The organism is Caballeronia sp. S22, from assembly GCF_964261745.1.
Taxonomy (GTDB): Bacteria; Pseudomonadota; Gammaproteobacteria; order Burkholderiales; family Burkholderiaceae; genus Caballeronia; species Caballeronia jiangsuensis.
This window is the reverse complement of sequence record NZ_OZ180035.1, coordinates 1,781,450-1,795,213: the sequence shown is the minus strand read 5'-3', so window position 1 is coordinate 1,795,213 and position 13,764 is coordinate 1,781,450. Positions and strand designations below refer to the sequence as shown.

Below are 13,764 nucleotides of genomic sequence, written 5' to 3'. Positions count from 1 at the left end.
AGCAGACAAGGGCTTGGACCGCGCACGGTCTGACACATCGCACCACTCGCCTCACTGGTTCAGCACCAAATAGCTCCAGCCCGCTACGCGGCCGATGGGTCAATCGAGTGCGCGCGCGCTTCTTCTTAGTTGGTTTCCCTCGCATACCCAACGGCAGCGCGTAGCGCTGTGCCGAAGCTATTTGGTGCTGAACCAGCACGCTATAACGTCTAGCGCGTCAGACCGTGCGCGAGCCAAGCCCGATTGGGCCTTTGGGGGCGACACTTAGGCGAGTGCCATCGACGGCTGGCAAGCATGGCCAAACTGCGTGTGACCGCGGGCTTAAGCGAGCTGCTTTCTTTGGTTACTTTCTTTGCAGCAGCAAAGAAAGTGACCCCCGCCCCGGGGAGGGGCAGTGCTAATGGACCGACACGAATTCAGGCAATCCATAGAAACCAAAAACCTCACCGCACAGCAACAGCCTGCCTCACCGGCCCACCCAACGCCCGCAGCGTCTCCTTAACCGTAGAAATCCGCACCGCAAGATCGGGACTCCGCGCCTCGATGCGCAACTTGTCCTGCCCCGCGAGCTTGATGTGCTTATGCTTCTGAACCATCTCGATGATCTTCATCCCATCAACCGGCGGATTCGGAATGAACTGCAACGAGATCGACTGCTCGGCCGCATCGATCTTCGAGATGCCCAGCGGCTTCGCGGCCAGCCTCAACCGATGCGTCTCGACGAGCGCATGAGCCTGCGGCGGCAGCTTGCCGAAACGGTCGACGAGTTCTTCGAGAATGCCGTCGATGGCATCGCTCGATTCGCAGTTCGCAAGCCGCTTGTACAGCGATAAACGCTCCTGCACATCGCCGCAATAATCGGCGGGCAGGATCGCGGGCGCGTGCAGGTTGATCTCGGTCGTCGCGGCAAGCGGTGCGTTCAGATCCGGCTCGCGACCTTCCTTCAAAGCGCGCACCGCGTCGTTCAGCATGTCGGTGTAAAGCTGGAAGCCGATCTCGTGAATCTCGCCCGATTGCTTGTCGCCGAGCACTTCGCCCGTGCCGCGGATTTCGAGGTCGTGCATCGCGAGATAGAAGCCCGAGCCGAGCTCCTCCATCTGCTGGATCGCTTCGAGCCGGCGCTGCGCCTGCTTGGTCAGCGACTGCGGATCGTGCACCAGCAGATACGCATACGCCTGGTGATGCGAGCGCCCCACGCGTCCGCGCAACTGATGCAGTTGCGCGAGACCGAACTTGTCCGAGCGATGCATGAGGATCGTGTTCGCGCTCGGCACGTCGATGCCCGTTTCGATGATCGTCGTGCACAACAGCACATTCGCGCGCTGCCCGACGAAATCGCGCATCACGCGTTCGAGCTCGCGTTCGTGCATCTGTCCGTGCGCCACCGCGATACGCGCTTCCGGCACCAACGCTTCGAGCATCGTGCGGCGATTCTCGATCGTCTCCACTTCGTTGTGCAGGAAGTACACCTGCCCGCCGCGCTTGAGTTCGCGCAGCATCGCCTCGCGGATCACGCCGTCTTCCTCGCGCCGCACGAAGGTCTTGATCGCGAGTCGCTTCTGCGGCGCGGTCGCGATCACGGAGAAATCGCGCAGGCCTTCGAGCGCCATGCCGAGCGTGCGCGGAATCGGCGTCGCGGTGAGCGTGAGCACGTCGACTTCGGCGCGCAACGCCTTCAGCGCTTCCTTCTGCCGCACGCCGAAGCGGTGTTCCTCGTCGATGATCACGAGCCCGAGACGCTTGAACTTCACATCGCCCGACAAGAGCTTGTGCGTGCCGATGACGATATCGACCGAGCCGTCATTGATCTGCTGCACGGCCGTCGACACTTCCTTGCCGGTCTTGAAGCGCGACAGCTCCGCGATCCGCACGGGCCAGTCGGCGAAGCGGTCAGTGAAGGTCTGCGTGTGCTGTTCGGCGAGCAGCGTAGTGGGCGAAAGAATCGCGACCTGCTTGCCCGCCATCACCGCGATGAACGCGGCGCGCAACGCGACTTCCGTCTTGCCGAAGCCGACGTCGCCGCACACGAGACGGTCCATCGGCTTGCCGCTCGTCATGTCGCCGATCACCGCCGCGATCGCCGCCGCCTGATCGGGCGTTTCCTCGAAGCCGAAGCTTTCCGCGAACTTCACGTAATCGCGCGGTTCGAGCTTGAACGCGTAGCCCTCGCGCGCGGCGCGGCGTGCGTAGAGATTGAGGAGTTCCGCCGCCGTATCGCGGATTTGCTGCGCCGCCTTGCGCTTGGCCTTTTCCCATTGGCCCGAACCGAGCGTATGCAGAGGCGCGCTTTCCGGGTCTGCGCCGCTGTAGCGCGAGATCACATGCAACTGCGCGACCGGCACATACAGCTTCGATTCGTTCTGGTACTCGAGATGCAGGAATTCGGTTTCGCCTTCGCCCAGATCCATCGATACGAGGCCCATGTAGCGGCCGATGCCGTGCTGCGCATGAACGACGGGATCGCCGATCTTCAGCTCGGCGAGATCGCGGACCATCGAATCGACGTTGCTCGCCTGCTCCTGGCGTCGTCGTCCGGCGCGGCGCGCGAGCGGCCCGTAAAGCTCCGTCTCGGTGATGATCGACAGCTTCTCCGCGGGCAGCGCGAAGCCGTTCGCCAGCGGCGCGATACCGAGCGTGAATCGGGCGTCGCTCGTGAGCCATTCCTGGAACGTGTCGCGCAACTCGCCGCGCAGGCCGTTGTCCGCGAGCAGTTGCTGCATCGTCTCACGCCGTCCCGCCGATTCCGCGACGAGCATCACGCGGTTCTCCGTCTGCTCCAGATAATGGCGCAACGCGAGCAAGGGTTCGTCGGCGTGACGGTCGAGGGCGAGTCCCGGCAGCGGCACCGCCCAGCCGCCTTCCGGCGTGCTCGGGAATTTCAGTTGGGCGAAGGGCTTCGCGAACGTGAAGAAATCGTCGTCGCTCAGAAAGAGCCGGCGCGGTTCGAGCAAGGGCCGCTCGCGGTCGTGCGAGAGAAAGTCGAAGCGCTGCTTCGTGTCGTTCGTGAAGCGCTTGATCGCCGCATCCATGTCGCCGACGAAAGCGAGCTGCGAGCCTTCCGGCAGATAGTGGAAGAGCGTGGCGGTTTCGTCGAAAAAGAGCGGCAGATAATATTCGATGCCCGCCGACGGCACGCCGATGCCGATGTCCTTGTAAATCTGCGAGCGGCTCGGATCGCCCTCGAAGACCTCGCGCCAGCGGCTGCGGAAAGCGGTGCGCGCGGCTTCGTCGAACGGAAACTCGCGGCCCGGCAGCAGACGCACGTCGCGCACGGGGTAGAGGCTGCGCTGCGTGTCGGGATCGAACGCGCGGATGGAGTCCACCTGATCGTCGAACAGGTCGATGCGATAAGGCAGCGCCGAGCCCATCGGATACAGGTCGATGAGCGAGCCGCGCACGCAGTATTCGCCCGGCCGCACGACCTGACTCACGTGCTCGTAGCCCGCGAGCGTCAATTGCGCCTTGAGCTTGGCTTCGTTCAGGCGCTCGCCCTGCGTGAACGAGAACGTGTAGGCCGCGAGAAACGAGGCGGGCGGCATGCGGTAAAGCGCCGTCGTCGCGGGCACGATCAGAATGTCGCAACGGCCTTCGCCGAGGTCGTGCAGCGTGGCGAGACGCTCGGACACGAGATCCTGGTGCGGCGAGAAAGTGTCGTACGGCAGCGTTTCCCAGTCCGGCAGAAGCCGCACGCGCGCGTCCGGTGCGAAGAAGGGGATTTCGGCGGCGAGACGCTGCGCATCGACGGCGCCCGCGGTCAGGACCGTCAGGAGCGGCAGGCTCTCGCGATACGCGGTGTGATAGCGCGCGATGGCGAGCGCATCGGCGGAGCCGGAGGCCCCGTCGAAGACGAAACGCTGGCCCGGCTTCAAGAGCGCGATGGGAGAACTGGACTGCGCGTTGACGGCTTTGGAAGGCATAGAGTGTGCATGGAGCCGTCCGGCAAACGCGGGTTCGGAGAGTCGACTACCGCGCGCGGGACGTGATCGCGAAAGACCTATTATAAAATCCGGGATTCAACTTTGACTTGCCCACATTATTCGCCCGTGACTTCGCGCCTGTTTTCACTGATTCCCTGCGCCGGAACCGGCAGCCGTTCCGGTGCGCCGATGCCGAAGCAATACCAGACTGTCGCGGGCCGTCCGATGCTCGCGTACTCGCTTGCGGCGTTCGACGCGTGCTCCGAATTCTCGCAGACACTCGTCGTGCTCGCACCGGACGACCATCATTTCGACGCCCGCCGCTTCGCCGGACTGCGCTTCGCGGCCGAGCGCTGCGGCGGCGCCTCGCGGCAGGCGTCGGTGTACAACGGGCTGCTCGCGCTCGCGAAATTCGGCGCGCGCGAGGACGACTGGGTGCTCGTGCACGACGCCGCGCGGCCCGGCATCACGCCGGAGCTGATTCGCAAACTTGTCGCGGAACTGCGCGATGATACGGTCGGCGGCATTCTCGCACTGCCGCTCGCGGATACGCTCAAGCGCGTCGCACCGAACATGCCCGATGTGCCGGCCGTTGCCGGCGAAAGCGAGACGCGCATCGCACGCACGGAATCGCGCGACGGGCTCTGGCAGGCGCAGACGCCGCAAATGTTCCGGCTCGGCATGCTGCGCGAAGCGATCGAGCGTGCGCGTCACGACGGCCACGATCTGACGGACGAAGCGAGCGCCGTCGAATGGCTCGGGCACTCGCCGAAACTAGTTCAGGGCAGCTTGCGCAACTTCAAGGTGACCTATCCGGAAGATTTCGCGCTCGCGGGCGCGGTCCTCTCCGCGAACGCCTGACTCACACTCAACGAAGGTTTGAATCGATGGATTTCAGAATCGGACAAGGGTACGACGTCCACCAGCTCGTCGAGGGCCGCCCGCTCATCATCGGCGGCGTGACGATTCCCTACGAACGCGGCCTGCTCGGCCACTCCGACGCCGACGTGCTCCTGCACGCGATCACCGATGCGCTCTTCGGCGCGGCGTCGCTCGGCGATATCGGCCGGCATTTTCCGGACACGGCGACGGAATTCGCCGGCGCCGACAGCCGCGTGCTGCTGCGCGAGGCGTTCAAACGCGTGTCGGAAGCGGGATTCGCGATCGCGAACGTCGATAGCACGATCATCGCGCAGGCGCCGAAACTCGCGCCCCATATCGATGCGATGCGCGCGAATATCGCCGCCGATCTCGATCTCGCCATCGACCGCGTGAACGTGAAGGCCAAGACCAACGAAAAGCTGGGCTATCTCGGCCGCAAGGAAGGCATCGAAGCGCAGGCTGCGGTGCTGCTGCGCCGCACATCGATCGACGGATGAGACGACGCCACGCTGCCAGAGCGTGGCGTCTTCGAAGACTTACTTCCCTTCCGCTTCGATCGTCAGCGCGACGGCATTGATCACCGCCGCGATGCGTCCGACGTCGCGCAATTGCGTCGTCGACATGCCTTCGGTCACGAGATTCGCGTAGTGCGATTTCACGCAGAAGTGGCACTTGCCGATGATCGACGCCGCGAGCGCATACATCTCGAAGCGCCGCTTGTCGACGCCGCCGTGCGACGCATAGGCGTTCATGCGCAGGCCGGCGGGCTGCGTTTTGAGATCGGCGTTGTCGGCCATCTCGAGGTACGGATACCAGACGTTGTTCATGCCCATCAGCGCGGCGGCGGTCAGCGCGGCGTTGGTTTCTTCCGGCGACAGCACGCCTGCATTGCGGATGATGCCGGTGAGCTTCGTCGCCTTCGCGGCATACGCGGCGGCAAGCGCGACGCCGACCGCATCGTTGCCTTCGAGCGACGAGCGGGCAATCGTGCCATCGACGTTCAGGCGAATGTCCTTCGCGTAGTCGGGCACGAGTTCCTTGATCGCAGACAGGAATTCCATTGTTCTCTCCAGTTCAATGGCGTTAAAAAGCCCGCCGCGGCCGGATACGCTTGGCCGAAGGCGGGCTTCGCGGCATCAGGAAACGCTTACAGCGTCGAGCCGCCGACAGCGCGGTTGCACGGGCACAGTTCGTCCGTCTGCAAGCCGTCGAGAATGCGCAGGACTTCTTCCGGGCTGCGGCCCACGTTCAGGTTATTGACCGACACGTGCTGAATGACGTTGTCCGGATCGACGATGAAGGTCGCGCGCAGCGCCACGCCGGCTTCCTTGTCGCGCACGCCGAGCTGGTCGATCAGCTCGCCCTTCACGTCGCCGAACGCATAGTGATTCAGCTTGTTCAGATCCCTGTGCTCGCGGCGCCATGCGAGCTTGACGAACTCGTTATCGACGCTGCCGCCGAGCAGAACCGCGTCGCGATCTTCGAAATCCTTCGCCAGCTTCGCGAACTCGACGATTTCCGTCGGGCACACGAACGTGAAGTCCTTCGGATAGAAGTAAATGATCTTCCACTTGCCCGGAAACGACTGCTCGGTGATTTCCTCGAAAGCGGACTGGCCGTTTTCTTCGTGATGGTTGAAACCCGGCTTCGCAGCGGTAACGGTAAATGCTTCGACTTTATCGCCAACGGTCTTCATGCAGTAACTCCTGTGAAATCGTTGAAAGGACAAGCTCGACCAAATTACTGGATCGCCATAACGCACGCGTGACACTTTCATGCCAAGGCGTGCTACGCGTTAACCCGGTTTATCTTAACTCTAATTAAATGATCGGCTCGGTGGTTTCTGGCTACCGATTCGGCCGATATGCAGGCGTCTAGCCTTCGAAGCGCGCGCCGCCTTTCACGGGCGGGAAATCGATCGTCACTTCGAAGCCGGGAAGCGGCGTGCGGTTGCGCAGCCGCAGCGTGCCGCGCTGACGCGTGACGAGGCGCTGCACGATGGCCATGCCGAGACCCGTGCCGTTCGCCTGCGTGCGCGCCGTATCGACGCGATAGAACGGGCGCGTGATGAGCGCGACCTGATCGTCGGGAATGCCGCGGCCTTCGTCCATCACGGAGAGTTCGACCTTGCCGTGCGCGACGCGCGTCTGCAACGTGATGCGCGCGATGTCGTCCTGTTCGCTGCGTCCGTACTTGCGCGCGTTTTCCAGCAGATTGCCGACCACGCGGCGCGCATCGGTCGGATCGCCTTCGATCACCGCGCCTTGCGCGAGATCGGTATGCATCACGACGCCGTCGTCGGCCTGGAAGCGCGCGGCGAGCTCGCTGGCGATCATCGAGAGATCCACCGCTTCGGGCATCCGCTGCATCGGCCGCGCGTAATCGAGGAAGCGGCCGATGATCATGTCCATCTGCTCGATGTCGTCGATCATCGCGAGCTTGGTCGCTTCGTCCGACGGGCTCATTTCCGTTTCCAGACGCAGGCGCGCGAGCGGCGTGCGCAGATCGTGCGAGATGCCGGCGAGCATCAGCGCGCGATCCGCTTCGAGCTGTTCGAGATCCTGCACCATCTGGTTGAAGCTTCGGTTGGTTTCCGCCGCCACGCCCATGCCGCGCTCGGGCAAAGGCTCAGGCGACTGCCCCGAGCCAACCTTGCGCGCCGCGAGCGCGAGGCGCGCGAACGGCCGGTTCACGAGACTGGTGATGAACGCCGCGCCGAACAGCGACAGCGCGAGCGCGAACACACCCCAGCCGGCCCATTGCAGGCCGGTGACAGTGTCGAGCTGATCGCGGTCGAGCGCGACCCAGTAATCGTCGTCGTCGATCTTGAAGCTGATCCAGACGCCGGGAATGTCGTTCACCGATTGCGCGATGATCGTCTCGTTGCCGAGCCGGCCGCGCACGTCGCGCTCGATCAGCCGGTTGAGCGATTCGTCCGGCTGCAGCTTGTATTTGTCGGTGGTCTCGCGCGGATACACGCGCACGCCCTCGTTGCTCTCCAGATCCTGAAGCAGCGCGCGGCGCAGATCGGGATCGGAATAGAGCAGGGCGGTGCGCGTGAGCTTGACCACGGCGACGAGCTGAAGCGCCACGCGCTGCGCGCGCGGTTCGCGTTCGATCACGCGAAAGCTCTGGAACCACGCCGTCAGACTGACGGCGATGAGCAGCGCGATCAGCGCGAAGGTTCGCCAGAACAGGCCGCCGAACGCGAGCGCCAGTAGCCGCCTGTCGATGCGCATGGGTCTGTCGGGTTCAGCTCGGTAAAGGGGAGAAAGCGTGACGAAACTCGCTCAAATATCGATCAGGCTGCGCCGTCGGGAATGAAGACGTAGCCGAGCCCCCATACGGTCTGAATGAAACGCGGGCTGCTGGGGTCGGGCTCGATCAGCTTGCGCAAACGCGAGATCTGCACGTCGAGGCTTCGATCGAACACTTCGTATTCACGTCCGCGCGCGAGTTCCATCAGCTTCTCGCGCGAGAGCGGCTGACGCGGATGACGCGCGAATACCTTGAGCACCGAAAACTCGCCGGTGGTCAGCGGAATTTCCTGGCCGTTCTTCGTGAGCGTGCGCGTCGCGAGGTTCAGCGCGAACTCGCCGAACTCGAACACTTCGGTGGTTTCGGACGGCGCGCCCGGCAATTCGGACGGTGTCTGACGACGCAGCACCGCGTGAATGCGCGCGACGAGTTCGCGCGGATTGAACGGCTTCGGCAGATAGTCGTCCGCGCCCATTTCCAGTCCGACGATGCGATCGACGTCTTCGCCCTTCGCGGTGAGCATGATGATCGGCGTGCGATCGTTGCTGCCGCGCAGACGCCGGCAGATGGAAAGCCCGTCTTCGCCGGGAAGCATCAGATCGAGCACGAGCAGATCGAAACGCTCGCGCACCCAGAGCTTGTTCATCGACGGCGCGTTTTCGGCGACGTACACGTTGAAGCCCTGTTCACCGAGATAGCGCCGCAGCAGATCGCGCAGGCGCGGATCGTCGTCGACGACGAGAATTTTTGAAGGGTTCTTGGTTTCCATGGAGGCATCTTAGCGCGTTTGATCAAACGCCGAGTTTGTAACAAAAGCGAGTGTAACAGTTCGTTACAAAATTTACGGAGGCTGTGGCACGGCCTAAGGGTTTGCTGCGTACACTCCTTTACCTAAGCCCGCCATTCGGTAGATACTCCATTAGACCAGCGCGTCATGCGGCCCGACCAAGCCCTTGTAAGACGTGCGCGAAAAGAATGAGGCTGTCCGGTTGTCGAGCAACGAAGGGAACAACATGAAGGGAGCGCGGCAGCGCGGACCTGTGCGCTCCGAGCGCATCTTCAGAAAGACACTTCTTGCCAGTGCGCTCTACGCAGTACTGAGCACACCCCACGCCTATGCGCAGTCCACGGGCTTCGATCGCGGCATCTCCACTTCGCCAAATCGCTTCGACGGTCGCATGATTCGCGCGCAGCAGCGCGTGAATAGCGTGAATAGCGCGGGTAAAGGCTCGACTCCTTCGAGCCAGGATCGCGACCCGAAAGGGCTGGCGATGCAACCCATCCAGCAGGTCGATCAGACACCGCCCGCGCGCCCGCCGCGCCACACAGTGATGACCGCCGACGAGCGCCGTCTCCTGCGGCAGCACATCGAAGAAGCGGTGCGCGATCTCTATAAGCGGTAAGCAGCGCGACCCGCGATGAACCGACGTCAATTCCTCTCGATTGCCGGCGCGTTCGCAGGATGTGCGGGCAGCTTGGAAGAAGCGTGCGCTATCGCACATTCCAATGCTTCGTCTTCTATTCGCACGCTCGTGCTCGTCGATCTCGACGGCGGCAACGATGGGCTGAACACCGTCATTCCAGTCGCGGATCCTCGCTATCGCGCGTTGAGGCCGAAGCTCGCCATATCGAAAGACCGGGCATTGACGCTCGATGAACGCACGGCACTGCATCCGTCGCTGTCGCCGTTGATGAGCGCGTGGCGCGCGAACGATCTCGCGATCGTGCAGGGCGTCGGTTACGACGCGCCCAACCGCTCGCATTACCGCTCGCGCCAGATCTGGGATACCGCATCGCATGTCGATGAATATCGTGCCGTTGGCTGGCTCGATCGCGTGAATGTCGTCACCGAGGTGAAGACGTTCAAGGCCGCAAGCGATGCCATCGCGCGCGCCTCGCCGCATGAAACAAGCGTGATCCGCATCGCGCTGCATGGCTTCGATACGCACGAGAATCAGGCGCGCCGACATGCGGCATGTCTTGCACAACTGGCTGAAGGACTCGCGTCGCTGCGCGCGTCGTCGATCGCGTCCGGCGCGTGGAGCAGTACGCTCGTGATGACGCGTTCGGAATTCGGACGCACCGCGCGTGAAAATGCCGCGGGCGGCACGGAGCACGGAGCGGCTTCGGCGCATTTCATGTTGGGTGGACGTGTGCGCGGCGGACTGTTCGGCACGCCGCCGCGACTCGATCGGCTCGACGCGGACGGCGGCTTGCCCGTCGGCATCGACTTCAGACGGCTGTATGCGACGGTCCTCGACGCATGCTGGCAGAGCGATTCCGCATCGATCCTCGGCGCGCGTTTCGAGCCGCTACCGATTCTTCGCGTCTAACGTGTGCGCCATGTGATCCACAGCTTGCGGATCGGCGTGAGCGCGATGCGTTGATGCAGCACCTGAAAGTTTTCACGTTCGATCTCGTCGAAGAGCGCAAGCGACAGCGCGGCCTGCGCGCGCAGCACGCGCTGCGTCGAGCGTTCCGAGGCGGGGATGGCAGCCAGCGCATCGTCGAGCGCCTGGCGGGCGCGTCCGGTCTGAAAGCGCATGAGATCCGTGAAGGCATCGCTGTACTTTCGATTGATGACATCCGCGGCGGTCACGTTGAAGCGCTGCAACTCGTCGATGGGAATATAGATGCGGCCATTGCGCGCATCGCCGCCGATCTCCTGAACACGCTCGGCGAGCAGCAACGCCGATCCCAGCGGAGCGGCCCACGCGGCAGCCTGAACCGGATCGCGCGCGCTCGCCCGCGCAAGCGCCGTCGCGAACGCGCCGCCCGTCTGATCGAGATACCGTTTGAGACCGGGCCAGTCGAGATAGCGCGCCTGATCCAGATCCATGCCGAAACCATCGACGACCGTGGCGAGCGACGTGCGCCATGCTGCATCGCCTTCATGCGCTTGCAATGCCTTGGTGACCGGGTGCGTCGGCTCGCCGCCATCGAGTCGACCAAGCTCGCTCTGCCACCACGCGTGCTTCGTGCGGCCGATGGTCGGATCGCTGGTTTCCTTCACGGTCTCTTCGAGTTCGCGATAGAGCGCGAAGAGCGCGGTCAGAAGCGGCTGACTCGCGGCCGGCGCGCGGCGCAGCGCGTAGTACGTGCCGGAGCCTTCGGGGGCGGCCTTTTGCTGGCAATAGTCGTCGAAATTCACGAACGGGGCTTATGGGAGTTCGAAGGGGAGGCGTGTCGTCTTGCGGTTTCGCCACGCGGCGGACCGACGCACGGGCGCTCATTTTATCCGGCGGGGCGCGGCTTCGCCGACGCGAGATCAGGCGGGTGATGGAGCGCGGGCATCGACTTCGCGGGTCGCTCGCAGGCGAAACGCGAGGCGATGACGATCGAGCTGGGCGACATCGGCATCTGACCGGTGAAAGCAGAGCCCGAAAACGAAAAACCCCTTTGCCGATGAAAGGGGTTTCGTTGTGGTGCGAGGAGGGGGACTCGAACCCCCACACCCTTGCGGGCGTCAGGACCTAAACCTGGTGCGTCTACCAATTTCGCCATCCTCGCAGCACGGCAGGCTCTGGGCTGATTCGGTGACGATTCGCGCCCGGCGATGCCGCCGTGTCCGGCACCGGTCCACTGTGCCAAGCCCGAAATTCTAACCGATCCGTCCGACGATGTCTGCGAAAATGCGTCGATGCTTTTCACTCGGTGAATCGGCTTGCAGGGCGCGCGCATGAGCGCCGATCCCGGACATACACGCTCCAGGATTGCCGCTTCGTGAGCGGCTGCCTACAATCCCGTTCATTCATCCGTCTCGACACCCGGGCTTCCTTTCATGACTCGCAACGCGCGCAATTGCTTCGTCGCATGGCTCGGCATCGCCGCCATGTGGCTCGCGTTCGTCGCGCCGGTCATCAGCCAGACGCTCGCAGCACGCGACGCCACGACCGATCCGCAAGCGATCCTGTGCACGGTCGATGCAAACGGCGCGGATGCGCACGCGGGTCATCACGACGCCGCGAATCACTTCGACGCCTGCTCGTACTGCGGATTGCTCGCACACGATCTGCCCATCGCTACGAGCGCCGCGCATGACGTGGCATCGATCGAGCGCGTCGTACGTGCCCCGACGTTCGCGAGCGCCGATCCGGTCGCCTCGAAATCCTTCAACGCCGCGAGCCCGCGCGCGCCTCCCGTTCTTTCCTGACATCGTCCTTCGTCCGACCGTCTCGCTCATCCAGCGAGGGCGTCGGCGTTCGCGCCAGCATTGCGTGTCCTGCCCGCATGCCGCGCGCACGCTCAGTCTGAAAACACGAACATTCAACGAGAATCGCCATGCTTGCACCCAACCTGAACGCGGAGGTCGCGGCGCACCGTCGCACGCTCTGGCGCTGGCATTTCTATGCGGCGCTCTTCGTGATGCCGCTACTCATCGTGCTCGCGATCACCGGCACGATCTATTGCTTCCAGCCGCAGATCGAGCCGCTTCTGTATCGCGACCGGATGGTCGTCGCGGATACGCACGGACCGCAGCTTCCCCGCGATGTCCTGCTTGCGAAGGCCGCCGCGAACGAGCCGCCCGGCGCCGTGCCGACGCTCGCGCAAATCGAAACCGATCGCACGCGCAGCGCCGAGTTCGTCTTTCGCCTGCCTTCGGGCGAGAGCGAAAGCGTGCATGTGAATCCCTATGACGGCGCGGTGCTCGGCACGCTGTCCGTCGAACATCGATTGATGAAGCAGGTGCGCAATCTGCATCGCGGACTGATGCTCGGCAAGACCGGCGAACTCGTGATGGAACTGGCCGGCTGCTGGACTCTCGTGATGATCGGCACGGGCATCGCGCTGTGGTGGCCGAGCCGGTCGAACGCGCGACAGGGCGGCGTGTGGCTGCCGCGTCTGTCGTTGCAAGGACGCGCGTGGTGGCGCGATCTGCATGCGGTGGGCGGCATCTGGCTCGCCATCGGCGCGCTGTTCTTCGTGCTCTCGGGGCTGCCGTGGTCGGGATCGTGGGGCAAGGAGTTCAAGGCGCTCGCGACATCGGCGTCGCTCGGCTATCCGAAGGGCGCGTGGGGCGAAGCGCATGTGCATTCGGCCGCGCCCGGCGCCGCATCGAAGAACACGGATGAGCACGCAATGCACGGCATGCACATGAAGATGGACGACCTCCCGCTGCATCAGACGCCGTGGGCCGTCGGTGCGACGACCGTGCCCGATAGCGCGGACGCTTCTTCGCCGGCCGCGCGCGTGTCGATCGACGACGTGGTCGCGCTCGCCGCGAAAAACGGAATCGCCGACGACTACGGCATCGCGCTGCCCGACAAGCCGACGGGCGTCTACACGGTTTCGTACTTCCCGGCCGATCCGCGCGCCGAACGCACGCTTCACATCGATCAGTACAGCGGCCGCGTGCTGTCCGATATCGATTACGCGAGCTACGGACGCGTCGCGCAATGGATTTCGTATGGCACGTCGCTGCACATGGGACGCTACTTCGGGCTCGCGAACCAGATCGTCTGCTCCGCGATTTCGCTCGGGCTCGCGACGCTGGCCGTGACGGGCTTCATCATGTGGTGGAAGCGCCGGCCCGCGCGTGAACTCGGCGCGCCGGCGCGTCCCATCAAGCGGCCGCCGATGCGCGCGTGGCGCGGCGGCCTCACCTTGCTGGGCGTGGTTTTCCCGCTGATGGGCGCGACGATGCTCGCCGTCTGGTGCCTCGACCGGTTCGCGTTCGGCGCGAAGCGCGCGGTCGTCTAGCGGTTCC

At 64.0% G+C, this 13,764-nt stretch carries 12 protein-coding genes and 1 tRNA gene; 6 read left to right on the top strand and 7 right to left on the bottom strand.

Annotated features, from left to right (window positions below; genetic code table 11):
• Positions 1-443: 443 nt before the first annotated feature.
• On the bottom strand, positions 444-3,917 hold the full coding sequence (mfd, locus tag ACEN42_RS08380) for a transcription-repair coupling factor (RefSeq protein ID WP_371879691.1): 3,474 nt from the start codon (positions 3,915-3,917) through the stop codon (positions 444-446).
• A 126-nt stretch (positions 3,918-4,043) separates the two neighbouring features.
• Here mfd and ispD point away from each other — a divergent pair, with 126 nt between their 5' ends.
• On the top strand, positions 4,044-4,778 hold the full coding sequence (gene ispD, locus ACEN42_RS08375; protein ID WP_371881094.1) for a 2-C-methyl-D-erythritol 4-phosphate cytidylyltransferase: 735 nt from the start codon (positions 4,044-4,046) through the stop codon (positions 4,776-4,778).
• A gap of 26 nt (positions 4,779-4,804) precedes the next feature.
• Positions 4,805-5,296, top strand: coding sequence for a 2-C-methyl-D-erythritol 2,4-cyclodiphosphate synthase (ispF, locus tag ACEN42_RS08370; RefSeq protein ID WP_187604797.1), 492 nt, complete (start codon positions 4,805-4,807; stop codon positions 5,294-5,296).
• Between the two features lie 39 nt (positions 5,297-5,335).
• On the opposite strand, the gene ACEN42_RS08365 is transcribed toward ispF, so the two are convergent.
• From ACEN42_RS08365 to ompR, 4 genes are all read right to left on the bottom strand, one after another.
• Positions 5,336-5,860 (bottom strand): carboxymuconolactone decarboxylase family protein, encoded by a 525-nt coding sequence (locus ACEN42_RS08365; protein ID WP_187604796.1) that lies wholly within the window; start codon positions 5,858-5,860, stop codon positions 5,336-5,338.
• An 86-nt stretch (positions 5,861-5,946) separates the two neighbouring features.
• A complete protein-coding gene (locus ACEN42_RS08360) occupies positions 5,947-6,495 on the bottom strand; it encodes a peroxiredoxin (protein WP_238215644.1) in 549 nt (182 codons plus the stop codon).
• Between the two features lie 178 nt (positions 6,496-6,673).
• The gene (locus tag ACEN42_RS08355) at positions 6,674-8,038 is read right to left on the bottom strand and encodes an ATP-binding protein (RefSeq protein ID WP_035498710.1); all 1,365 of its coding nucleotides are present in this window, start codon (positions 8,036-8,038) and stop codon (positions 6,674-6,676) included.
• Between the two features lie 62 nt (positions 8,039-8,100).
• A complete protein-coding gene (gene ompR / locus ACEN42_RS08350) occupies positions 8,101-8,826 on the bottom strand; it encodes a two-component system response regulator OmpR (protein WP_008349770.1) in 726 nt (241 codons plus the stop codon).
• Positions 8,827-9,097: 271 nt separating this feature from the next.
• On the opposite strand from ompR, the gene ACEN42_RS08345 reads away from it, so the two are divergent.
• Positions 9,098-9,460, top strand: coding sequence for a hypothetical protein (locus tag ACEN42_RS08345; RefSeq protein ID WP_371879690.1), 363 nt, complete (start codon positions 9,098-9,100; stop codon positions 9,458-9,460).
• Positions 9,461-9,475: 15 nt separating this feature from the next.
• The gene (locus ACEN42_RS08340) at positions 9,476-10,390 is read left to right on the top strand and encodes a DUF1501 domain-containing protein (protein ID WP_371879689.1); all 915 of its coding nucleotides are present in this window, start codon (positions 9,476-9,478) and stop codon (positions 10,388-10,390) included.
• On the opposite strand, the gene ACEN42_RS08335 is transcribed toward ACEN42_RS08340, so the two are convergent.
• Both ACEN42_RS08335 and ACEN42_RS08330 read right to left on the bottom strand, forming a co-directional pair.
• A complete protein-coding gene (locus ACEN42_RS08335) occupies positions 10,387-11,208 on the bottom strand; it encodes a squalene/phytoene synthase family protein (RefSeq protein ID WP_371879688.1) in 822 nt (273 codons plus the stop codon). The two genes, ACEN42_RS08340 and ACEN42_RS08335, sit on opposite strands and share 4 nt — an antisense overlap.
• A gap of 272 nt (positions 11,209-11,480) precedes the next feature.
• Positions 11,481-11,567, bottom strand: a tRNA-Leu gene (locus ACEN42_RS08330).
• Positions 11,568-11,838: 271 nt separating this feature from the next.
• Between ACEN42_RS08330 and ACEN42_RS08325 the strand changes: the two genes are divergently transcribed.
• Together ACEN42_RS08325 and ACEN42_RS08320 are read left to right on the top strand one after the other, a co-directional pair.
• The gene (locus tag ACEN42_RS08325; protein ID WP_371879687.1) at positions 11,839-12,210 is read left to right on the top strand and encodes a DUF2946 domain-containing protein; all 372 of its coding nucleotides are present in this window, start codon (positions 11,839-11,841) and stop codon (positions 12,208-12,210) included.
• A gap of 128 nt (positions 12,211-12,338) precedes the next feature.
• Positions 12,339-13,757 carry a PepSY-associated TM helix domain-containing protein gene (locus ACEN42_RS08320; RefSeq protein WP_371879686.1) on the top strand — a complete coding sequence of 473 codons (1,419 nt, stop codon included), beginning with the start codon at positions 12,339-12,341 and terminating at the stop codon, positions 13,755-13,757.
• Positions 13,758-13,764 lie beyond the last annotated feature (7 nt).

Bases quoted from the DNA above. Each gene is read 5' to 3' on its own strand.
- mfd (WP_371879691.1), bottom strand. From the start codon at position 3,917: ATGCCTTCCAAAGCCGTCAACGCGCAGTCCAGTTCTCCCATCGCGCTC.
- ispF (WP_187604797.1), top strand. From the start codon at position 4,805: ATGGATTTCAGAATCGGACAAGGGTACGACGTCCACCAGCTCGTCGAG.
- ACEN42_RS08365 (WP_187604796.1), bottom strand. From the start codon at position 5,860: ATGGAATTCCTGTCTGCGATCAAGGAACTCGTGCCCGACTACGCGAAG.
- ACEN42_RS08360 (WP_238215644.1), bottom strand. From the start codon at position 6,495: ATGAAGACCGTTGGCGATAAAGTCGAAGCATTTACCGTTACCGCTGCG.
- ACEN42_RS08355 (WP_035498710.1), bottom strand. From the start codon at position 8,038: ATGCGCATCGACAGGCGGCTACTGGCGCTCGCGTTCGGCGGCCTGTTC.
- ompR (WP_008349770.1), bottom strand. From the start codon at position 8,826: ATGGAAACCAAGAACCCTTCAAAAATTCTCGTCGTCGACGACGATCCG.
- ACEN42_RS08340 (WP_371879689.1), top strand. From the start codon at position 9,476: ATGAACCGACGTCAATTCCTCTCGATTGCCGGCGCGTTCGCAGGATGT.
- ACEN42_RS08325 (WP_371879687.1), top strand. From the start codon at position 11,839: ATGACTCGCAACGCGCGCAATTGCTTCGTCGCATGGCTCGGCATCGCC.
- ACEN42_RS08320 (WP_371879686.1), top strand. From the start codon at position 12,339: ATGCTTGCACCCAACCTGAACGCGGAGGTCGCGGCGCACCGTCGCACG.